General features: G+C 64.6%; 19 protein-coding genes and 1 pseudogene. 9 read left to right on the forward strand and 11 right to left on the reverse strand.

What is annotated here, in order from left to right; all coding sequences use genetic code 11:
• Positions 1 to 23: 23 nt before the first annotated feature.
• From ACFQUV_RS08380 to ACFQUV_RS08420, 9 genes and pseudogenes are all read left to right on the forward strand, one after another.
• Positions 24 to 1,385: a phenylacetate--CoA ligase family protein gene (locus ACFQUV_RS08380; RefSeq protein WP_111383915.1), complete on the forward strand. Its 1,362-nt coding sequence runs from the start codon at positions 24 to 26 to the stop codon at positions 1,383 to 1,385.
• 107 nt (positions 1,386 to 1,492) lie between these two features.
• A complete protein-coding gene (locus ACFQUV_RS08385; protein WP_111383914.1) occupies positions 1,493 to 2,128 on the forward strand; it encodes a cation transporter in 636 nt (211 codons plus the stop codon).
• 89 nt (positions 2,129 to 2,217) lie between these two features.
• Positions 2,218 to 3,465, forward strand: a complete 1,248-nt coding sequence (locus tag ACFQUV_RS08390; RefSeq protein WP_111383913.1) for a cytochrome P450 — start codon at positions 2,218 to 2,220, stop codon at positions 3,463 to 3,465.
• Positions 3,466 to 3,508: 43 nt separating this feature from the next.
• On the forward strand, positions 3,509 to 4,078 hold the full coding sequence (locus tag ACFQUV_RS08395) for an MAPEG family protein (RefSeq protein WP_111383931.1): 570 nt from the start codon (positions 3,509 to 3,511) through the stop codon (positions 4,076 to 4,078).
• A 19-nt stretch (positions 4,079 to 4,097) separates the two neighbouring features.
• Entirely contained in the window at positions 4,098 to 4,868 is a 771-nt protein-coding gene (locus ACFQUV_RS08400) for a DUF4336 domain-containing protein (RefSeq protein ID WP_111383912.1), read from the forward strand.
• Between the two features lie 192 nt (positions 4,869 to 5,060).
• Positions 5,061 to 8,090, forward strand: a complete 3,030-nt coding sequence (locus tag ACFQUV_RS08405; RefSeq protein ID WP_244601472.1) for a cation-translocating P-type ATPase — start codon at positions 5,061 to 5,063, stop codon at positions 8,088 to 8,090.
• Between the two features lie 217 nt (positions 8,091 to 8,307).
• Positions 8,308 to 8,729 (forward strand): annotated as a pseudogene (gene lspA / locus ACFQUV_RS08410) (signal peptidase II).
• A gap of 2 nt (positions 8,730 to 8,731) precedes the next feature.
• Entirely contained in the window at positions 8,732 to 9,469 is a 738-nt protein-coding gene (locus tag ACFQUV_RS08415) for a cytochrome c biogenesis CcdA family protein (RefSeq protein WP_129607961.1), read from the forward strand.
• A 289-nt stretch (positions 9,470 to 9,758) separates the two neighbouring features.
• Positions 9,759 to 10,709, forward strand: coding sequence for a LysR family transcriptional regulator (locus tag ACFQUV_RS08420; protein ID WP_207211381.1), 951 nt, complete (start codon positions 9,759 to 9,761; stop codon positions 10,707 to 10,709).
• 2 nt (positions 10,710 to 10,711) lie between these two features.
• On the opposite strand, the gene ACFQUV_RS08425 is transcribed toward ACFQUV_RS08420, so the two are convergent.
• Genes ACFQUV_RS08425 through trbB form a run of 11 tightly spaced genes read right to left on the reverse strand, consistent with a single transcriptional unit; the run spans position 10,712 to position 20,395 of the window.
• Positions 10,712 to 10,933: a DUF2274 domain-containing protein gene (locus ACFQUV_RS08425; protein ID WP_129607963.1), complete on the reverse strand. Its 222-nt coding sequence runs from the start codon at positions 10,931 to 10,933 to the stop codon at positions 10,712 to 10,714.
• 3 nt (positions 10,934 to 10,936) lie between these two features.
• A complete protein-coding gene (locus ACFQUV_RS08430; protein WP_207211379.1) occupies positions 10,937 to 12,151 on the reverse strand; it encodes a TrbI/VirB10 family protein in 1,215 nt (404 codons plus the stop codon).
• Complete coding sequence (trbG, locus tag ACFQUV_RS08435; protein ID WP_129607964.1) at positions 12,148 to 13,173, reverse strand: P-type conjugative transfer protein TrbG; 1,026 nt, start codon at positions 13,171 to 13,173, stop codon at positions 12,148 to 12,150. The genes ACFQUV_RS08430 and trbG overlap by 4 nt, the downstream gene beginning before the upstream one ends.
• Positions 13,170 to 13,853 (reverse strand): conjugal transfer protein TrbF, encoded by a 684-nt coding sequence (gene trbF / locus ACFQUV_RS08440; protein WP_129607965.1) that lies wholly within the window; start codon positions 13,851 to 13,853, stop codon positions 13,170 to 13,172. Before trbF ends, trbG begins: the two co-directional genes overlap by 4 nt.
• Positions 13,853 to 15,205 (reverse strand): P-type conjugative transfer protein TrbL, encoded by a 1,353-nt coding sequence (gene trbL / locus ACFQUV_RS08445; RefSeq protein WP_129607966.1) that lies wholly within the window; start codon positions 15,203 to 15,205, stop codon positions 13,853 to 13,855. The genes trbF and trbL overlap by 1 nt, the downstream gene beginning before the upstream one ends.
• Before the next feature lie 3 nt (positions 15,206 to 15,208).
• Positions 15,209 to 15,583, reverse strand: coding sequence for a putative entry exclusion protein TrbK-alt (gene trbK-alt / locus ACFQUV_RS08450; protein ID WP_129607967.1), 375 nt, complete (start codon positions 15,581 to 15,583; stop codon positions 15,209 to 15,211).
• Positions 15,584 to 15,594: 11 nt separating this feature from the next.
• Positions 15,595 to 16,356, reverse strand: a complete 762-nt coding sequence (gene trbJ, locus ACFQUV_RS08455; RefSeq protein WP_129607968.1) for a P-type conjugative transfer protein TrbJ — start codon at positions 16,354 to 16,356, stop codon at positions 15,595 to 15,597.
• The gene (trbE, locus tag ACFQUV_RS08460; protein ID WP_129607969.1) at positions 16,353 to 18,791 is read right to left on the reverse strand and encodes a conjugal transfer protein TrbE; all 2,439 of its coding nucleotides are present in this window, start codon (positions 18,789 to 18,791) and stop codon (positions 16,353 to 16,355) included. Before trbE ends, trbJ begins: the two co-directional genes overlap by 4 nt.
• A 10-nt stretch (positions 18,792 to 18,801) precedes the next feature.
• Positions 18,802 to 19,083, reverse strand: a complete 282-nt coding sequence (locus ACFQUV_RS08465; protein WP_129607970.1) for a VirB3 family type IV secretion system protein — start codon at positions 19,081 to 19,083, stop codon at positions 18,802 to 18,804.
• Positions 19,083 to 19,415: a TrbC/VirB2 family protein gene (locus ACFQUV_RS08470; RefSeq protein ID WP_111383575.1), complete on the reverse strand. Its 333-nt coding sequence runs from the start codon at positions 19,413 to 19,415 to the stop codon at positions 19,083 to 19,085. The genes ACFQUV_RS08465 and ACFQUV_RS08470 overlap by 1 nt, the downstream gene beginning before the upstream one ends.
• Positions 19,412 to 20,395 (reverse strand): P-type conjugative transfer ATPase TrbB, encoded by a 984-nt coding sequence (gene trbB / locus ACFQUV_RS08475; RefSeq protein WP_129607971.1) that lies wholly within the window; start codon positions 20,393 to 20,395, stop codon positions 19,412 to 19,414. The genes ACFQUV_RS08470 and trbB overlap by 4 nt, the downstream gene beginning before the upstream one ends.
• Positions 20,396 to 20,468 lie beyond the last annotated feature (73 nt).

Below are 20,468 nucleotides of genomic sequence, written 5' to 3' on the forward strand. Positions count from 1 at the left end.
GAGGTGTCTGAACCGAGAACGATATGACCGAGCATGCCGTAGGCCTGATCTGGGACGCCTGGCGCACACGAAAGAAGGGCGCGGGCGCAATCGCGCAACGCCAGCGCGCCCGTCTCGTCGATATGGTCGCCTACGCCCGGGCCAACTCTCCGTACTACGGTGAGCTGTATCGTGGTCTGCCGGATCGGATCGAAAGCGCCGACCAGATCCCGATTACCGACAAGAAGACGCTCATGGGGCGCTTTGACGAATGGTGCACCGATCGCGCCGTCACGCTCGAGGCTGCAGAAGCGCTTGTCGACGATCCCAACCGGATCGGAGAGTGGTTCCTCGGAAAATACACCGTGATGACTACCTCCGGCACGACCGGCCGCCGCGGCATTTTTCTGGTCGACGATCGCACGATGGCGGTCGTGACTGCCATGATGCTCCGCTGGGTGGGTGACTGGCTCAGCCCGAGTGACTTCCTCAAAATCATCGCCCGCCGCGGGCGCACGGCGATGGTGATGGCGACCGGCGGCCATTTCGCGTCGGCCGTTGCCGCGGCACGCCTGAAGAAGCGGCGCGGAAAACAGGTCGAGGTGCTTTCGGCGCACATGCCGATGACAGAGCTCGTGGCGCGCCTGAACCGTTTCCAGCCGGCGATGCTTGCGCCTTACGCCAGCATGGCCGCGATGCTCGCCGACGAGCAGGAGGCCGGGAGGCTCGGCATTCGTCCCGTGCTGCTCGCGCTCTCGGCCGAAGGTCTGCCACAGGAGGAATACGGCCGAATTGCGCGCGTTTTCAACGCCAAGGTCGGCAACAGTTACGCGGCGTCGGAATGCATGTTTCTCAGTTCTATGTGCCGCGAAGGCTGGCTGCACGTCAACGCCGACTGGGCGGCGTTCGAGCCGGTCGACGCCGATTATCGCCCGGTCGCTCCAGGCGAGCAGTCGCACACGGTCCTGATAAGCAATCTCGCCAATCGCGTGCAGCCGATCCTGCGATACGATCTCGGCGACAGCGTGCTGCAGCGGCCCGATCCATGCCCCTGCGGCAACCCCTTGCCCGCGATTCGCGTGCAGGGCCGCTCGGCGGACGTGCTCACGTTCCGCACTTCGAGCGGCGATGTCAGGCTGCCTCCGCTGGCGCTCACCCAGCGCATCGAGGCGGTCCGCGGCATCACGCTCTTTCAGCTCGCGCAGACGGCGCCCACGACACTTGAGATGCGTCTGCAAATCGCGCCGACGGCGGATACAGACACCGTCTGGCGCGAGGCCGAAGCAGGTTTGCGGAAGGTGCTTGCCGAGCACGGGTTTGAAAACGTCGTCGTCGAGCGCGGTGGCAAACCGCCGGAACAGGGTCGCGGCGGGAAATTTCGGGAGGTCATCCCGCTCTCGGCGTGACGGCGCAACCGCAACCGAAGGGAAACCTGCGCCTCAGCGATGCCCAGGTCAGGAGATGCCGGGCACCATTCAGAATGATACGCATTTAAGAGAGCCGGACGTAAACTATGCCAAGTGACGAAGAGACCGAGATCCGTCTTGACGCCCGAAATGCCGAGGAACGGCGCACTCTATGGTGGGTGCTCGGGATCAATTTCACGCAGGTCCTTGTGGCGGGTGCCGTTGGCGTCCTGGCGGATTCGACAGGCCTGCTAGGCGCCGCCCTCGATAACCTCGGGGACGCCGCAGTTTACGCGGTCAGTCTCTATGCAGTCGGCCGCACGGTGGTTGCCAAGGCGCGTGCCGCGAATTTATCCGGCATTCTTCTGATCCTCGTTGCCTTCGCATTGCTTGTAGAAATCTTTCGCCGCTTTTTCGCGGCAGCCGAGCCGATCGGGCTGGCAATGATAGTGACGGCGCTCGCGAATGCGGCGACCAATTTGCTGGTCCTCCGCCTTTTGCGAGCGCATCGTGCGCATGGTGTGCACTTCAAGGCATCGTGGATTTTTACGACCAACGACATGGTGGTCAATGTCGGGATCGTCCTATCCGGTGTCCTGGTGATGCTCTTGAAGTCGCCGATCCCCGATCTGTTGATCGGAATAGTGGTCGTCGGAATTGTCTTCAAAGGCGGGTGGGAGATTCTCGGGGAAGCGCGTGAGGCCCGCGAGGCGGCCCGTCGCGCTCCACAAGAAGGCAAATGACGACCAAGCCCGCCCGTGCCCCTTTGCTACGCTTGCGACTCTCGGAGCCCGTAAGATTTCGCTTGGGCTGATTAGGAAGGGGTGCGCGAATGCCTCGGATCCCGCGTGACAAGAGCTTCGAATCGACACTGGCCCTGATCCGGGATCCGTACCGCTTCATTGCGAAGCGGTGCCAGCGCTACGAGGCAGACCTGTTCGAGACACGGCTTCTGCTGCGGAGGACCATCTGTATGACGGGGCCGGACGCGGCCCAATTGTTCTACGATCCGAGCCGCTTCGAGCGCCGCGGTGCAATGCCCAAGGCCATTCAGAAAACACTGCTTGGAGAGGGGGGCGTGCAAGGCCTCGACGGTGAGGCGCATCGGTACCGCAAGCAGATGTTCATGTCGTTGATGACGCCCGAGCGGATCGAGCAGCTGGTGAAGCGAACCGCTGCGGAATGGCAAATTCGCATGCGAAGGTGGGCATCAGCGGAGGAGGTCGTACTCTATACAGAACTCCACGAGCTTCTGACGCGTGCAGTGTGCGCCTGGGCAGGCGTTCCCTTGGTAGAGCAAGAGATCGACGCCAGAACGCGAGAGATCGCTGCATTGTTTGACCATGCGGGGTCGGTGGGCATCAGGCATCTGTGGTCGCGGTGGGCTCGCAAGCGTGCTGACCATTGGATGGCGCAGATCATCGGGAACATCCGCAGCGGCCACGCTCACCCGCCCGAACAGACGGCCGCACACATTATTTCATGGTACCGGGACTCGGACGGCGAACTGCTGCCTCCGCACGTTGCTGCGGTCGAGCTGATCAATGTGGTCAGGCCGACTGTTGCTGTTTCGGTCTACATCACCTTTGTTGCTCACGCTCTGCACGAACATCCCGAATTGCGGGAGCGGCTGGCGTCGGGCGACGAGGGCTACGCGGAATGCTTCGTCCAGGAGGTTCGCAGATTTTATCCCTTCTTCCCTGCGGTCGCTGCTCGAGTGATTCAGACGTTCGAATGGAACGGGTATCGATTTCCTGAGGGGCGGCGAGTGCTCCTCGACCTTTACGGGACGAATCACGACGCTCGAGCCTGGGAGCGGCCGGGGGAGTTCGATCCCGAGCGATTCCGCCGATGGGATGGTAGTCCATTCAATTTCGTTCCTCAGGGCGGGGGTGATCACGATGTCGGCCATCGCTGTCCGGGCGAATGGATCGCAATCGGACTGATGAAGCTCGCCACGGAGTTCCTGACGCGACGCATGAGCTATGAGGTGCCGGAACAAGATCTGAGCATCACCTGGTCACGGATGCCGCCGGTGCCGGGAAGTCGGTTTGTGATTCGCAATGTGAGGGCGAGCTGAAGTGCCGAAGCCCTGCCAATCAACGACGCCGATGGAGAGCGCGATGAACAAGCCCCCGATCCCGAAAGATCTGGCTGCCGAGATGGTACGCGTCCGCCGCCAGGCTGCGCTGTCGTTCCTGTTTTGCGCGCCCGTTCTCGCAATGGCCGTCTGGTGGCTGCCGCAGCAGTTCGAATTTCCGGCAGAGGTAGGCGAGCGGCTGGCCTTCGCCGCGCGGGCGAACCTGCTCATCATGCTTTGGGTTTTGATCGGCGTCGGAACTATTGCGAGGCTCCGGCGCAAGTCGGCGCACGACACGGCGGGCTCTGCCTACGGCCCGCCGAGCGAGCGGCTAAGAGTTCCGCTGGCCTTTCTGCAGAATACGCTTGAGCATGCGGTGCTGGCCGCGTTTGCCGCCCTTGCGCTCGCCACCGTCGAGGGCGAGGCTCCGCTCGCCTTCATCGTGGGAATGGTCGTGTTGTTCGCGATCGGGCGCATCACCTTCTGGCGCGGCTACCCTCGCGGTTCGCCTGGCAGAGCGTTCGGTGTCGTGACGACTGCGTTGCCGATTATGGGCTCGTTCGCCTGGGTGATCTATGACCTGATCGCGAGCCTGCTGCGCGGCGTCGGCTAGCTTCGCTCGGCGTCGTCTGATGAGCGCTTCGCTTTACGAGCCGATTAACGTCTACAAGCCTGTCGCGGCGAACATAGGCATTGTCGACGGGCCGTTCGAATATCTGACGGTCGGCGGCGTAAGGCTGCCGCTTCCGTTCACCACGCGAATGACGGTCGTGCGGCTCGCGAACGGCGACCTGTTCCTGCACTCTCCGATCAGCTTCGACGTGTCGCTGGCTAACGAAATGCGACGGTTGGGAACACCTCGCCATCTGGTGTCGCCCAACCAGTTTCACTACGCGCATATCGCAGAATGGAAGAAGGCGTTTCCCGATGCAATCGCGTGGGCGTCTCCGCGAGTTCGCCAAAGGGCTCGAGCCCGCGGCATATCGATCGAGTTTTCGAGAGATCTCGACGTGATTCCACCGCAAGACTGGCGCGGTGAAATCGACCAGACGCTTTTCCCCGGCGGCTACTTCAAGGAATTCATTTTCTTCCACGAGGCGTCCAAGACGCTGATCCTCACCGATGCGATCATCAACATCGAGTTGGACAAGATCGGAGAGCCCTGGCGGACTATCACGCGGCTCACCGGTATGTATCATCCTTACGGCCAGATCTTCTTTGGCATGCGGCTTCCACTTCTCCTGCAGCGGAGAAAGAGGGACGCAGCGCTGGCCAAGATCCGCTCGTGGCAGCCGCATCGAATCATTCTCAGCCACGGATGCTGCTTTGAGGCACATGGGGGCGAGGTCATTCAACGAATATTCGGCAGCGGAGGCGCCAGCGGATGGCGATCGGGCTCATGAGGTCCGCGGATGCATTACCTGCTACTGTGACACCGGCCCTCGGCGAGCCACAATTCTGGCGGCGAACAGCGCCGCTCTTCCGGCAAAGGGTCCGCTTGATTCTGTAGCGGCTACAGAATGTAGGATCCCAAGTCTGGCCAGCGAGAATGCTGGGCAGTCGAGCGTGAACGGACGGCGACCCGAAGGGATAGAATGATGAAGCTTGATAGCATGAGGAGCACTGCGCGCCCGCTGCGCTTCAAAGTCGCCGGCATGGGTTGTCAGAATGAAATCCGCGCGCTTCGTGCGGCGGTGGGACCAATCGTCGGAGGCGACGACAAGCTGTCTTTCGACGCCAAGGCGGGCCTTATGGAGGTAGCGGTCGGGGATCCTACCCTGGTTATCGAAATAACCCGGGCGGTTGATGCCACCGGAATGCGAGCGCACCTTCTTCCAGAGCGAGCGCCGCAGTCTACATCCGCGCTGCTTTTTCAGATCGACGGGCTCGACTGCAAGAACGAGGTCGCCGCCCTCAAACGTGCGATCGGTCCGCTTGTAGGGGGTGAGGATCGGCTGGCATTCGATGTCGCGAAACGGTTGATGACGGTCGCGCCGCAAAGCCAAGCGACAATCCAAGACATCGTTCGAGCCGTTGGGCTGACCGGCATGCATGCCTCTCTTGTTGGAGGTGGCGTGGACGAGGCGGTGCTCTATCGTGTCCACGGACTTGACTGCAAGAACGAGGTGGCGGCCCTGACGCGGGAGCTGGCGCCGCTCGTCGGAGAGGACAATCTCGCGTTTGACACAGAACGCGGCATGATGACGGTAGCGCCTCAGAAGCCGGTCGTCGCTGATGTGATCAAGGACGCCGTGGCTCGAGCGGGTATGCGCGCGGAACCATGGGCGCCGCAAACCGCCTCGTCTACTTTCGTCAACCCCACCTTCCAGCAGGAAGATTTAGCATGCGGTTGCGGCGCAGAGGTTCAGGAGGCCCTCAGCCCGCCGATCCCAACCCATTTGTCCGGGCAGATCGTTTTTCGCATTCATGGCATGGATTGTGCGGACGAAATCGCTGCTTTGAAGCGTGAGGTCGGGCCGCTGGTCGGCGAAGATAAGCTAGCCTTCGATCTCCTCAACGGCCGCATGTCGATCAACGCAACACCGGATGCGGCGCTCGAAGCTCGTGTCGAAAAGGCTGTCGCTCGCGCGGGTCTTCGCGCCGAACCTTGGACCGAAGGCGGTACCAGCGAAGCCGCGCAGGCCGAAGAGCGCCGCAAGCGAACGCAGATGTGGCTGACAACCGCAAGCGGCGCATTGACGGCGCTCGGCTTTGCAGTCCACGCTTGGCTTGGGGGAGGTGTTGTCGCGGCTTTCGAGGCAGGCGAACATGCTTTGGGCTCGACTCCGTTGCCGAGCATGCTCCTTTACGCGGTCGCGGTGCTTTGTGCCGCGCGCTACGTCGCGCCCAAGGCTTGGCTCGCGGCCAAGCGATTTCGTCCCGACATGAATCTGCTGATGATGGTTGCTGTCGCGGGCGCGATCGGCATCGGCGCGTGGTTCGAGGCCGCTACTGTTTCGTTCTTTTTTGCGTTGGCGCTGGCTCTCGAGGCCTGGAGTCTTGGTCGCGCGCGCCGGGCGGTTGCTGCGCTCATGGAACTCGCGCCGCCCACAGCGCGTGTCAAGCTCGAAGACGGTTCCGAGCGCGACGCCCCCGCGGCCCAGGTTCGTGTCGGCGCGCATATCATCGTCCGGCCAGGAGACAAGGTGCCGCTCGACGGGAGGGTTGTCACCGGCGAGAGCGAGGTCAACCAAGCACCCATCACCGGTGAAAGCGTCCCCGTATTTAAGGCAGAGGGCGACGAAGTCTTTGCCGGCACCATCAATGGCGAGGGGGCGATTGAGGTCGTGACTACCAAGGCGGCGAACGACACGACACTCGCCCAGATCATCCGCATGGTCGGTTCGGCGCAGAGCCGCCGCGCGCCCAGTGAGCAATGGGTGGAGAAGTTCGCGCGCGTCTACACGCCCGTCGTCATGGGTCTCGCCATTGCGATCTTCCTCGCTCCGCCATTGCTCTTGGGGAGCGCCTGGGACGTCTGGTTCTACCGGGCTCTCGTGCTCCTCGTGATCGCTTGCCCCTGCGCGCTCGTGATTTCGACGCCTGTGACGATCGTGGCGGCACTCGCCGGCGCGGCGAAGCAGGGCGTGCTGGTGAAGGGCGGCACACACCTCGAAACACCTGCGCACCTCAAGGCAATTGCCATGGACAAGACGGGCACACTCACCGAAGGGCGGCCGCAGGTCGTCGAGATCGTGCCTCTTGGATCCCGCAGCGAAACGGAGCTTCTCGGCTTGGCCGCGGCGCTGGAGTCGCGCAGCGGGCACCCGATCGCTCGCGCCATCCTGGCGAAAGCCGCTGAGCTGAAGATTGCCGCCGAACCTGCCGAGGCTGTCCAAGCCATCACTGGGCGGGGCGTGACTGGTCAGGTAGCCGGCCGCGAGATGTGGCTCGGCTCGCGCCGCTACATCGAGGAGCAGGTCAACTCACCAGAAGTGCTGCAGAGGGCAGATGAGCTTTCGAGTGCCGGTCGTACCATCGTCGCGGTCGGAGATGGTCAGGATGTTTGGGGACTTTTCGCCGTTGCCGATGCTGTCAGGCCGGAAGCGAAGGACATTGTCTCGGCCCTTCACCGCTCCGGGATCGAGCACGTCGTGATGCTCACTGGGGACAACCGCGCGACGGCAGAGGCGATTGCGAAGCAGACGGGCATCGACGAGGTCCGGGCGGAGCTTCTGCCGGGCGACAAGGTGGCGGCGGTCGAGGATTTGGTGCGGCGCTACGGATCGGTGGCGATGGTCGGCGACGGAGTCAATGACGCTCCCGCGATGGGGCGTGCCAATCTTGGCATCGCTATGGGTGCGATAGGCAGCGATGCCGCCATCGAAACGGCCGATGTCGCCCTCATGTCCGACGATCTGTCGAAGCTTTCGTGGCTGGTGCGCCATTCGCGTGCCACGCTCGCTGTCGTCCGACAGAACGTTGCCTTTTCGATCGCCGTGAAGCTGCTGTTCACAGCGCTGACGGTGATTGGTCTCGCATCCCTTTGGGGCGCTATCGCAGCGGACGTCGGTGCGTCTCTCTTAGTTGTTCTCAATGGCCTGCGCCTGCTCAATCGCGGGCAGACTAGCACTCAGAAGGGCGGGTCCATCCGGCGGCGTTGGCGTTCCAGCGTACCAGCATAGAGCCTCGGCCATCGCCGGGCCGGCTGCAGCGTAAACTCGACATCGCCCGGATGCAACCGAGCAGAAAACGCAAAGATCCCGAAGAGTGGCCGAAGAGAAGGACTGTTTGACCGTGGCTTACCTGAAGCTGAGTCGACGAGCCACTTTGGCATCAGCTGTTTTAGGTGCGGCACTTGCATTGGATTTTGTCACGAAATGGCTGATCCTAAACGTCGTGATGGTGCCGCCGCGCATGATCGAGATCGCGCCATTTTTCAACCTGACGCTTGGCTTCAACACGGGTGTTAGCTTCGGCATGTTCCGCGAGTTCTTCCTCGATCGTCCATTGGTGCTCGCCGGGATCAAGATGGTGATCGTGGCCGGACTTCTGGTCTGGGCTGTGAGGACGCCAAAGCTATCGGAGACGATTGGTCTCAGCCTGATCGCAGGCGGCGCTCTAGGCAATGTCGTGGACCGAATAGGTCAAGGTGCCGTGACCGATTTCCTCGATTTCATGTCGGCGGCTGGCACTGGCCGGCCTTCAACATGGCGGACACGATGATAAGCATGGGCGTCGCCCTGCTGATCGCAAGTGCCATTTGGCCGGCGAGGCCAATGACTTCCGTTCAGACGAAGCTGTCGGGCGGCGTGGAGCGCTAGCGATGGTGCTCATCGATGTGTCTTTGCTTGGATTGGCGACGGCTGTGATGGCCGGAGCCATTTCCTTCCTTTCACCCTGCGTGCTGCCGCTCGTTCCTGGCTATCTGTCCTACGTTGCGGGCGGAGCTGACGGGATGGTTGGTGATGCGAAGGCACGGCAGCTTCGCGTTCTCGGGCCAGCGCTCTTCTTCGTGCTCGGCTTTACCACGGTATTTGTTCTGCTCGGCCTTAGTGCGATGGCCCTCGGCGGATTTCTACAACGTTATCAGATCGAGGCGAATCTCATCGGCGGCGGGCTGGTCGTTGTGTTCGGCCTCGCCATGACCGGGTTCGTACGCTTGCCAGTCGTGTTGATGACAGAGCGGCGCTGGCGCGGGCCTGCGCAGATTGCTGGGCCCTATGGAGCCTTCCTCCTCGGCAATGCCTTTGCCTTTGGCTGGACGCCCTGCATCGGCCCGGTACTCGCTTCTATTCTCACCGTCACGGCAACCTCCGCCGGGAATGGCGCGGTACTGCTCGGCGCTTATGGCCTCGGGCTTGGGATCCCGTTTCTCTTAACGGCGCTGTTCCTCGGCAGTGCGGCCGTGGCCTTGAAGCGCATGCGGCGCGCCGGCGCCGCGCTCAACGTGGGTGCAGGAGCGGTGATGGTTGGCTTCGGCATTTTGATGATGACCGGCCGCCTGCAGGAGATCGCTATCTGGACGCTGACGACATTTCCGGTGCTCGGCAGAATCGGTTGAGACGCAGATGCATTGGATCGCGGTTGCGATCAGTCGCCTCAGGACGGCTGACCGTGCCCAGCGTTAGCGCCAGTCTGAATGTCGCGGACATCGGCCCGATCTCGATCATATTCAGCTTGATTCTGTAGTGGCTACAGGAGGTAGGCTGACGCACGTTTGCGGACTACTCCAAGGTGCCGGGCGCTCTCCGGTGCGTCGTCGGCAGCCTTCAATTTTCTGATGCGGCCGGCCCCTGCGGCCACATCGGTGCAGGGAGCCCGGACCTAAGGAGGGAGGCAGCTTTCTGAGAATCGAACTCCGCCATCTTCGTTATGCTATTGCAGCAGCCGAGTGTGGCAGTTTCCGCCGTGCGGCGAAGGCGCTGAATATTCAGGAATCTGCCATAAGCCGCCGCATTCGAGATTTGGAAGATGAGATCGGTGCCGCGCTCTTTATCCGTCATCATGGTGGTGTTCGTCTCACGCACGCCGGCGAACGGTTCCTCGTGCGTGCACGCCGAGCATTGAGTCAGATTGGGCGCGCGGCCATCGACGCGGGTTCGTGCGGCCGTGGTGAAACAGGCATCGTCCGCATTGGGATATTTTCTTCGCTAGCTTCGGGTTTCCTTGCGGATCTACTCCGCACATACGTCGAAGCGAATCCGGCCGTCCGGCCCGATCTTATCGAGGGAGGCCCAACCGCCCACATTGCTTCTATCCAAACACATCAGCTTGATATTGCCTTTCTCACAGGCCAGCCGATTGCGGACGGGTGCGATGTCGCCCATCTGTGGAGTGAGCGGGTGTATGTGGCGCTGCCTGATGGGCACGAGCTTGCATCAAGGCCGGAGATCTCGTGGGCTGATCTGGTAGACAAGCACTTCATCATCAGCGAGACAGACCCGGGACCGGAAATACACGACTACCTGATCAAGCATCTCGCTGACCTAGGTCGCCATCCTAGCGTGGAGTCCCACCGGGTCGGCAGAGACAACCTGATGCATTTAGTGGCGATGGGGCAAGGCCTTACTCTTACGAGCGAGGCGACGACGGCAACATGCTTTCCCGACGTCGTCTATCGGCCTTTATCTGAGGAAATCCTGCCGTTCTGCGCAATATGGTCTCCGCAGAACGACAATCCAGCACTCCGCCGACTTCTTAGTCTGGCGAGGACTATGGCAAAAGCCGTATTGCCGTGCTTACTCGCGTTCGTCGGGCTACCGGACTACGAATGGTCCACCCTTTTTTCAATCAGTCGCTGAGATTAACTCACGGTTCGTCGAGCCTTGGCGAAGACACGATCCGTCGCCATGAAGCGTGCAATCATTGGAGCAATCAGTTTGACGGGGTCGCCCACAGACCGTCCCGTCTCTCTGGCGAGCACCTCGGCGTAGGCGACCAAGTCGCGGTGGACGGCAGCTGGCAATTCGAGCGTAACCTTCACCGGCTTGTCGTCGTCGAGTGCGCCAAGTTTGAGCTTCGCCATCGGTCAACCTCCATAGGGTTCGAGGACAAGATCTCGCGTGACGATGACGCGCACGGGGAATCCCGGACGGATCGTGAGTGTCGGTGCGACGTTCAGCTGGCGGCGAACGATCTGCTGGCCCGCATCGTTGATGGTGTCTTGCCCACCGTTGCGGATCGCCTGGATGAGGCGGTCGTCGTCGTTCGTGGCGAGCTCGGCCCCGATGCTCAGCAGCGTCGAGAGACCCGCTGCTTTGGCCAGATCCCACCAGTGATAATCGACGCCGTCCTGAAGCCCGGCGTAACCTTCGGAATCGGCACCGGGCTGGCGCTCAAGTACGATCGAACGGCCATTGGGGAAGATCAGCCGGTTCCAGACCAGCAGCACGCGGCTTTGGCCGAACTGAACATTGTTGTCGTACTGGCCGATGATGCGGGTGCCCTGGGGCACAAGAAGAATCCGGCCCGTGGGGCTGTCATAGATGTTCTCCGTGACCTGTGCGGTGATTTGTCCGGGAAGATCGGAGCGGATGCCGGTGATGAGTGCGGCCGAGATCACCGCGCCCGCCTGGAGGACGTTCGGTGACGCCGGAGCCGTAACGCGATCCGGAGCGACGGTGCGCCGATCAGCGGCTGCATTGAGGAAGGCGAGCTGCCGCTCTTGAGCCGTTGGTGTCGCGGGGGGCGGCGCAAGTCCGAGGCTGGTAAGATCGGGTGCTGGTGGCGGCGCGATGGCTGCCGGTCCGGGGTTTGACGGCCCGGTCTGCCGGCTCTCGGTGCCGGCGAAGAGCCTGCTCGTGCGCGCCGTATCGATCTCCTGCAGGCGGCGCTGCTCTTCGGCGCTGAGGCCGGGGTTGGGTGGCGCGACGCCTGCGGGCACCGGCTGGCCGCGATTCTGTGCGCCCAGGATCGGCCGGCCGAGGTCGCCAGGCAGTGGCGGTCCGAGCTGAGGAATGCCGCTGTAGTCGCGCGGCAGCCCGGCCAAGCCATCGGCGGTCGACCGGTTTTCGGTCGAATAGAGTTCCTCGGCGGGCTTGCCGTCATCACGGGTCTGAAGGGCGTAGATCAGCGCGCCGCCGATGCCAACGCTCGCCACGAGACCGACGCCGGCGAGCACCTTGCGCGAGAGCCGCATGACGCGTGGCGCCTCGCCGCGGAGCCGCATGGGGGCGGCCGCGTCGCCGGCTGGTCCCAGCAGCGGCGCGTCTCCTTCCTCTTTCCGGGATTCAGGCTCGCTCACGATGTTGGCCTCCCGTCGGTACGCACGATCCGCACCCGCTTCTGGCGATCGCCCGCGCCGAAACGCAGTTCGGCGGCTGCGAAGAGACGATCGACCACCATGTAATTTCCGCGGACACGGTAGTTCACGAGCTCGGAGGTGTTGCCCTCGGGGCCGACCACGAAGAGCGGCGGCATTTCCCCCTGGGCGATGCCGCGCGGAAATTCGATGAAGACCTGCCGGCCGTCGTCATAGGCCCGTAGCGGCCGCCATGGCGCGCGGTCGCCCTCGATCGCGTAGCGGAAGTTGATGTTGGCCAGGTCGACGCCGGTGGCGACGGGCCGTGCAGCTTCGGCCTGCGCATTCTGGCGGCGCAGGGCGATGAGCTGATCCTGAGGGTACTGCCAGGAGACAGACGCCATGTAGGTGCGCTCGGTCGAGCGCAGCTCCATGTGGTAGGTGCGCAGATTGGTGTTGATGACCAGATTGGTCATCAGGTCCGCGCGGGTCGGCTTCACCAGGATGTGGACTTGCTGGGTCGCTCCCGAGCCGCTCAGCGTGTCGCCGATGATCCAGCGCACCGTGTCGCCGGCGGCGACCGGCCCGGAGCCGACGAGCTGCTCGCCGGGCTGGAGGGCGATGTCGGTGATCTGACCGACGGCGGTGTAGACCTGATAGAGCGCGCCGCTGGTGTAAGGGTAGACCTGCATGGCGTTGATGAAGCCATCGCGTACCGGCTGCACACGCGCGGCCGCATTGGCCTGGTTGACACGGGCGGTCGGATCGGCGGGCTCTGGGGTTCGGCGCGACGGCTCGACAGGCTTCATCTGCCCAGGAAGCGGCAGTGGACGCGGAAGCTCCACAACCTGCACCGGTCCCGGTGGATCAGCCGTCTGCACGGCAGGCGCCGCATCGTCGTATGAGATTTCCGGCGGCGGCTGAGTTGTCGCGCAACCAGCGAGCGCCGTCGCTGAAAGCAGCAGAGCCGCAAGTGTGGAAATGCGAGAAGCCGGGTCTCCGGCTTTACGGAAAGACGGCTTCATTGCCCAAGCTCCCGTGACCAGTTGATGGCGTTGACGTAGATGCCGAGCGGGTTCGCTCGCAGCCGATCGGCGTTGCGAGGGACCTGCACGACGATGGTGAGGATTGCGGTCCAACGGGTCGTCTCGGCGAGCTGGCCGTTCTCGTAGCGGCGCTCTGTCCAGGCGACGCGAAAGCTGTCCGGCGAAGCGCGGATCACGCTCGAGACATCGACGGCGATCTGCTGCCGGCCAACCTTCGTGAAGGGATCGTTCGAGCGCGCATAGTCATTGAGCGCCATCGCGCCGCGATCCGTCGTGAAGTCGTAGGCGCGCAGCCAGTTCTGGCGAACGATGATCGGGTCAGCGGGGATCGAGCGCACCTGCTCGATGAAGCGCGCGAGATGGAACGCGATCTGCGGATCGGTCGGGCGATAGTCGGCGACCGCGGGCGCGACGGCTTGCGCCTGGCCGAGCCTGTCAACCTGCACCACCCAGGGCACGATCGTCCCGCGCGCCGATTGCCAGAGGAGCGCGGCGGCGAAGCCGGCCGAGAGGATCAGCGATCCGAAGGCCATGAAGCGCCAGTTCTTCGCCTGGACGCGGGCTGAGCCGATGCGCTCGTCCCAGACCTGGGCGGCGCGCTGGTATGGCGTCTCTGGCTCGGGAGTCTTGCCGTAGTGGGTGGAAGGTCGTTTGAACATCAGCGGTCGCTTTCGGAGAGGTTGATGGAGGAGCCGCCGCCGTGACTGTCGCCGCTGCGCACCGCGTGGGCGGCCGCCGTCACGCCGTGGCTCATGGCCTGTGAGCGTTTCATCCGTCGGGCCCAGGCCGGCGGGCCGTCAGCGGCCGGAGGCGGTGCGGTCTCGGCCGTACCTCCACCGATCGAGCCCTTGGTCGACGTGCCGCCGGTGGCTTCGAACGCGGCCTTGGCGCCTTCGGAGAAGCTAGACCGCACGCTGTCGGCAGTCCGCGACGCGGCGCGACGAAGGGGCGAACTCACCGCGCCGCCGGCGGCGCGTGCGACGCCGCTCAGACCGGACGCCACGCCCGCCGCGCCCGTCTGTCCGGCGGCGCCGAGGCTGTAGGCGGTCGAAGCACCGCCCGCGAGCGCAGCGCCACCGCGCGCGGCGGCGGCGGCTCCGCCTGCCAGGCTGGCGCCGCCAGCAGCGACAGCGCCAACCGTCGCGGCGCCGGCGGCCACCATGCCGCCCGCCGCGAGTCCCGTTCCGACAGCCGCGCCGGCGCCGAGCTGGGGCCCGCCCGAGACGAGGCCGTTCGCGATGCCAGGTCCGAAGATGCCGAGGCCGAGCAGCGATAGCGCCGCGAGCACGATCGCCATCGCCTGGTCGATGGTCGGATTGGCCCCGCCGAAGCCGGCCGTGAATTCGGAAAACAGCGTGGAGCCGATTCCGATGATCACGGCCAGCACCAGCACCTTGATCCCCGAGGAGATCACGTTGCCGAGAACGCGCTCGGCCATGAAGGCGGACTTGCCGAACAGGCCGAAGGGAATGAGCACGAATCCGGCGAGCGTCGTCAGCTTGAACTCGATCAGGGTGACGAAGAGCTGGACGGCGAGGATGAAGAAGGCGAGCAGCACCAGCGCCCAGGCGAGGAACATGCACGCGATCTGGATGAAATTCTCGAAGAAGCTCCAATAGCCCATCAGGCTGGAGATGGACTCGAGGAGCGGCCTGCCGGCGTCGAGCCCTGTCTGCGCGACCTTGCCGGGGCGCAAGAGATCGGCCGTAGTGAAACCGGTGCCGGAGGCCTTCAGGCCGAGGCCGGCGAAGCTCTCGAAGACGATGCGCGCGAGATTGTTCCAGTTGCCGATGATGTAGGCGAATACGCCGACGAACAGGGTCTTCTTGACCAGGCGCGCCATGATGTCGTCATCGGCGCCCCAGCTCCAGAACAGGGCGGCCAGCGTCACGTCGATGACAATCAGGGTGGTCGCGATGAACGCGACCTCGCCCCCGAGCAGGCCGAAGCCGGAATCGATGTACCGGGTGAAGACCTCGAGGAAATGGTCGATGACGCCGGTGCCGCCCATGATTTATCGGGCCTCATCCAGCTGCGGCGCCATCTCCTTGCGGATCGGGTCATCAAGTGTGGCGTCTTGGGCGGACGCTTCGGGCGGAGCCTCCGGCGCCTCAGGCGAGCGCGCCGTCGGCCGAGCGCCGAGCGCCAGGAACCGCTCGCGGCTCTCCGCCCAGGCGCGAAGGCAGGCTGCGTCGCGCGGTCCGGCCTCTCCGAGGCGCTGGCAGCGGATCAGCTCGGCGCGATGCGGGTCGGCCGCCGCGGCGACGGCGGGGACCGCTGACGGCCTCGCATCCCCTTGCTCCTCCCGGGTCAATTCGATCGCGGTCGCGGTGATCGCGATGGCCACGAAGGCGATGGCCCCGATCCGAGCGAGAAGCTTGCCGTCCATCACACCGCCCCTCAGTTGCCGTTCGGGAACATCCGGGCGTTGCCGGGCTGGTAGCCGACACCCGGGGTCAGGAAGCGGCGGCGCTGCTCGCGGCCTTGCTCGGCGGCGGCTGCCCGTTCGGCGTCGGAAAGCGCCTGCGCGCGGCCGTTGGCGGCGACGACAGCCGTGAGATCGGCGAGCTGTTGGGCCTGGAGCGCGAGGAGCTGGTTGCCGGCCTGTGCTGCCTGCAAAGCGCCTGTAGCGCCTTGGCTTTGGCCGATGAGGGCCGACATCTCCGCGCGGTTGGTGTCGATATTGCCGACGACGCCGGCCTGCACGCGCATGGCGTCCTGCAGGCCGCCGACGGTGTTCTGCCATCGCTCGCGCGCCTGCGACACAAGCTGCTGGTCGGTGGCGGAGAGTGACACATTGCCATAGGTGGTCGTGAACGCCTGATCGATCTGCTGGACGTCGTACGCGATGCGCTGCGCTTGGCCGAGGAGCTGCTGTGTACGCTGGACGGACTGCTGGAGCCTCTGGAGCGAAGAATAAGGCAGGCTCGCCAGATTGCGCGCCTGGTTGATCAGCATCGTCGCTTCGTTCTGAAGCGAGGTGATCTGGTTGTTGATCTGCTCGAGCGCGCGAGCGGCAGAGAGGACATTCTGCACGTAATTCGTGGGGTCGTAGACGATCCACTGCGCGGCGGCAGGCTGGACCATCACAGGCGACAGAGCCACCGGGATGGAAAGAATGGACGCGGCGAACAGCGCCGCGCGGGAACGACGGAAGATCATGGCTTGCTCTCCAGGTTGGTGAGGTCGGGGATGAGGTCGGCTGCCCAGGCGACGCCGCGAAGCCGCAGCCAGGCCGGCAGGAATCCTTCGCCGCCATGTTCGGCGATGACGCGCTCGATCGCGGCCTGGTCGGTCTTCGATGACGCCGCGCAGAGCGCGAGCGCGACGTCGGAAAGACCGAGCTCGAACAGCCGGTTTCCGCGGCGCGACTGGCAGTAATAGTCGCGCTTAGGCATCGCGCGTGCGAGGATCTCGATCTGGCGGTCGTTGAGTCCGAACCGGCGATAGATCGCGGTGATCTGCGGTTCGATCGCGCGCTCGTTCGGCAGCAGCAGCCGGGTCGGGCAGCTCTCGATGATGGCGGGCGCAATGGCTGAGCCGTCGATGTCAGACAGCGATTGGGTGGCGAAGACGACTGAGGCGTTCTTCTTGCGCAGTGTCTTCAGCCATTCGCGGAGCTGGCCGGCGAAACCCTCGTCGTCGAGCGCGAGCCAGCCTTCGTCGACGATCAGCAGCGTGGGGCGGCCATCGAGACGGTCCTCGATGCGGTGGAACAGATAGGCAAGCACGGCCGGCGCCGCGTCTGTGCCGATCAGCCCCTCGGTCTCGAACACTTGCACCGAGCCCGCGCCGAGATGCTCGCTCTCAGCGTCGAGCAGGCGGCCATAGGCGCCGCCGACGCAGTATGGCCGCAGCGCCTGCTTGAGGTCGTTCGACTGGAGGAGGACGGCGAGCCCTGTGATGGTGCGTTCAGCGACGGGCGCGCTCGCAAGCGAGGTCAGCGCCGTCCAGATGTGCTCTTTCACCTCGGGTGAGATCGTCACGCCTTCGCGCATCAGGATGGCGACGATCCAATCGGCGGCCCAGGCGCGCTCCGGTATGTGCTGGATGCCGGAGAGTGGTTGCAGCGATACGCTGTCCGCCGCACCTTCGGTCAAGCCGCCGCCGAGATCGTGCCAGTCGCCGCCCATGGCGAGCGCGGCCGCGCGGATCGATCCGCCGAAGTCGAACGCGAAGACCTGTGAGCCCGGATAGCGCCGGAACTGCAGCGCCATGAGCGCCAGCAGCACGGATTTGCCGGCTCCGGTCGGTCCGACAACCAGGGTGTGGCCCACGTCGCCGACATGAAGGGAAAACCGGAACGGGGTGGACCCTTCGGTCTTGCCGAACAGCAAGGGGGGCGCACCAAAGTGCTCATCCCGTTCCGACCCCGCCCATACCGCCGACAGCGGGATCATATGGGCGAGATTGAGCGTCGAGATCGGCGGCTGCCGGACGTTGGCGTAGACATGGCCGGGCAAGCTGCCGAGCCAGGCGTCGACAGCGTTGATCGTCTCGACCATCGCGGTGAAATCGCGACCCTGAACGACCTTCTCGACCAGGCGCAGCTTTTCCGCCGCGATGCGAGGATCCATGTCCCAGACGGCGATCGTCCCCGTGACATAGGCCTGTCCGGCATAGTCTGCGCCGAGTTCCTGCAGCGCGAGATCGGCGTCGGCCGCTTTGTTAGCTGCGTCCGTATCGACAAGCACCGACGCCTCGTTGGTCATCACCTCCTTTAGGATCGCGGCGATTGACTTGCGTTTGGAAAACCATTGCCGCCGGATCTTGGTCAGCAGTTTGGTGGCGTCGGTCTTGTCGAGAAGGATGGCGCGCGTTGACCAGCGGTAGGGGAAGGCCAGGCGGTTGAGATCATCGAGAAGCCCGGGCGTCGTCGCAGTCGGGAAGCCGACAATCGTCAAGATGCGCAAATGGGCGTCGCCGAGCCGCGGCTCGAGGCCGCCGGTCAGCGGCTGGTCCGCAAGCAACGCGTCGAGATACATGGGGGTCTCGGGAACGCGCACGCGATGGCGTTTCGTCGAGACAGTGGAGTGGAGATACGTCAGGGTCTCGCCGTCATCGAGCCAGCCGCATTCGGGCATGAAGCTCTCGATGAGCTGGAGCACGCGATCGGTGCGATCGACGAAGCCACGCAAGGCTTCCCAGGCGTCGACGCCTTTGTCGGCCTTGCCCTCATAGAGCCAGCTCTCGGCGCGGGCCGCGTCCTCCGCTGGCGGCAGATAGACGAAGGTCACGAAATAGCTCGACTCGAAGTGCGACGCTTCTTCCTCGAAGTCGGCTTTCCGCTCTGCGTCCACCAGGGCGGAGGCCGCCTCGGGGAAGCGGCTCGACGGATAGGCGCCGACGGCGTGCCGCTGCGCTTCGACAAAGATCGCCCATCCTGAGCCGAGGCGGCGGAAGGCGTTGTTGAGCCGGCCGGCGACGGCGACCAGTTCTGCCGGTACGGCGGAGTCGAGATCCGGTCCGCGAAAGCGCGCCGTGCGCTGGAAGCTGCCATCCTTGTTGAGGACGACGCCTTCACCGGCGAGCGCGGCCCAGGGTAGGAAATCGGCGAGGCGGCTCGAGGCGCGGCGATACTCGGCGAGGTTCATCATGGCCGGTGCCTCAGACGCTCAGATGGCCGGGGATGCGCAGATGCCGGCGAACCACGTCCGCGAATAGCGGATCGCGCTTGGCCGCCCACACCGCGGCGAAGTGCCCGATGGCCCAGAGCCCCAGGCCGACCAGCCAAAGGCGCAGGCCGAGGCCGAGCGCTGCGGCCAGCGTGCCGTTGAGGATGGCGATCGAGCGCGGCGCGCCGCCGAGCAGGATGGGCTCGGTCAGCGCCCGGTGGACCGGGACGCTGAAGCCGGGCACTTCACCGGCGCTGTCGCCAACGCTTGCCATCAGACCAGCGCTCCGCCGCCGAAGGAGAAGAAGGACAGGAAGAAGCTCGACGCTGCGAACGCGATCGAGAGGCCGAAGACGATCTGGATGAGGCGCCGGAATCCGCCGCTCGTGTCGCCGAAGGCGAGCGTCAGGCCGGTGATGATGATGATGATCACCGCGATGATCTTGGCGACCGGCCCCTCGATGGATTCGAGGATGGACTGTAGCGGCGCCTCCCACGGCATGGAGGAACCAGAGGCGTGGGCGGCGGGCGCCATCATCATGCTGACCAACGCGACGGCTGCGGCCGTGGAGAGATGGCGGCGGATGCGAAGGCAACGACGGATCATGCGGGATCTCCTGAGAGGGGCTGGGTTGCGAGGGTGACGCGATAGTCGCCATCGGGCTTGAGGCCTTGGACGCGCGCGAGCTCGGCGAGGCGGCGATTGGCGCCGCGGCCGCTGAGCACGGCGACGAGATCGATGGTCTCGGCGATCAGCGCCCGCGGGACGGTGACGACGGCTTCCTGGATGAGTTGTTCGAGGCGGCGCAGCGCGCCGAGCGCGGTGCCGGCGTGGATCGTGCCGATGCCGCCCGGATGGCCGGTGCCCCAGGCCTTGAGGAGATCGAGTGCCTCCGACCCGCGGACCTCGCCGATCGGAATGCGATCGGGGCGCAGGCGGAGCGAGGAACGGACCAGATCGGAGAGCGAGGCGACGCCGTCCTTGGTGCGCATCGCGACAAGGTTCGGCGCGGCGCACTGCAGCTCGCGCGTGTCCTCGATCAGGACCACGCGATCGGACGTTTTCGACACCTCGGCGAGCAGCGCGTTGGTGAGCGTGGTCTTGCCGGTCGAGGTCCCGCCGGCGACGAGGATGTTGCGCCGCTCGGCGACGGCCTGACGCAGGATCACCGCCTGGTCGGCCGACATGATCTCGGCGGCGACGTAGTCCTGCAGCGTGAAGACGGCGACGGCCGGCTTGCGGATCGCGAAGGCCGGCGCCGCGACCACGGGCGGCAACAGGCCCTCGAACCGCTCCCCCGTCGCGGGCAGCTCGGCCGAGACGCGCGGGCTGCCCGAATGAACCTCGGCGCCGACATGGTGCGCGACCAGACGCACGATGCGCTCGCCGTCGGCGGCGGACAGGCGCTCGCCCGTGTCGGAAAGCCCTTCGGACAACCGGTCGATCCAGAGCCGCCCGTCGGGATTGAGCATCACCTCGACGATCGAGGGGTCTTCCAGGAATCCGGCGATGGCGGGGCCGAGGGCGGTGCGCAGCATGCGCGCGCCTCGAAGTATCGCCTCGGATTGCTGGTGAGAAACCGCCATGTCGTCCCCGTCCTGAGCGGGACCGCAGACGTGCGGCCCTGGATCGGGGACAAGTAGAAGAGGCAGAAATTAG

This window comes from Rhodoplanes sp. P11 (assembly GCF_964266735.1).
GTDB classification, from domain to species: Bacteria; Pseudomonadota; Alphaproteobacteria; order Rhizobiales; family Xanthobacteraceae; genus Rhodoplanes; species Rhodoplanes serenus.

Bases quoted from the DNA above. Each gene is read 5' to 3' on its own strand.
- trbK-alt (WP_129607967.1), bottom strand. From the start codon at position 15,583: ATGGACGGCAAGCTTCTCGCTCGGATCGGGGCCATCGCCTTCGTGGCC.
- ACFQUV_RS08380 (WP_111383915.1), top strand. From the start codon at position 24: ATGACCGAGCATGCCGTAGGCCTGATCTGGGACGCCTGGCGCACACGA.
- ACFQUV_RS08465 (WP_129607970.1), bottom strand. From the start codon at position 19,083: ATGGCAAGCGTTGGCGACAGCGCCGGTGAAGTGCCCGGCTTCAGCGTC.
- ACFQUV_RS08425 (WP_129607963.1), bottom strand. From the start codon at position 10,933: ATGGCGAAGCTCAAACTTGGCGCACTCGACGACGACAAGCCGGTGAAG.
- ACFQUV_RS08390 (WP_111383913.1), top strand. From the start codon at position 2,218: ATGCCTCGGATCCCGCGTGACAAGAGCTTCGAATCGACACTGGCCCTG.
- trbE (WP_129607969.1), bottom strand. From the start codon at position 18,791: ATGATGAACCTCGCCGAGTATCGCCGCGCCTCGAGCCGCCTCGCCGAT.
- ACFQUV_RS08400 (WP_111383912.1), top strand. From the start codon at position 4,098: ATGAGCGCTTCGCTTTACGAGCCGATTAACGTCTACAAGCCTGTCGCG.
- trbL (WP_129607966.1), bottom strand. From the start codon at position 15,205: ATGGGCGGCACCGGCGTCATCGACCATTTCCTCGAGGTCTTCACCCGG.
- ACFQUV_RS08405 (WP_244601472.1), top strand. From the start codon at position 5,061: ATGATGAAGCTTGATAGCATGAGGAGCACTGCGCGCCCGCTGCGCTTC.
- ACFQUV_RS08385 (WP_111383914.1), top strand. From the start codon at position 1,493: ATGCCAAGTGACGAAGAGACCGAGATCCGTCTTGACGCCCGAAATGCC.
- ACFQUV_RS08395 (WP_111383931.1), top strand. From the start codon at position 3,509: ATGAACAAGCCCCCGATCCCGAAAGATCTGGCTGCCGAGATGGTACGC.
- trbJ (WP_129607968.1), bottom strand. From the start codon at position 16,356: ATGATCTTCCGTCGTTCCCGCGCGGCGCTGTTCGCCGCGTCCATTCTT.
- ACFQUV_RS08415 (WP_129607961.1), top strand. From the start codon at position 8,732: ATGGTGCTCATCGATGTGTCTTTGCTTGGATTGGCGACGGCTGTGATG.
- trbG (WP_129607964.1), bottom strand. From the start codon at position 13,173: ATGAAGCCGTCTTTCCGTAAAGCCGGAGACCCGGCTTCTCGCATTTCC.
- trbF (WP_129607965.1), bottom strand. From the start codon at position 13,853: ATGTTCAAACGACCTTCCACCCACTACGGCAAGACTCCCGAGCCAGAG.
- trbB (WP_129607971.1), bottom strand. From the start codon at position 20,395: ATGGCGGTTTCTCACCAGCAATCCGAGGCGATACTTCGAGGCGCGCGC.
- ACFQUV_RS08470 (WP_111383575.1), bottom strand. From the start codon at position 19,415: ATGATCCGTCGTTGCCTTCGCATCCGCCGCCATCTCTCCACGGCCGCA.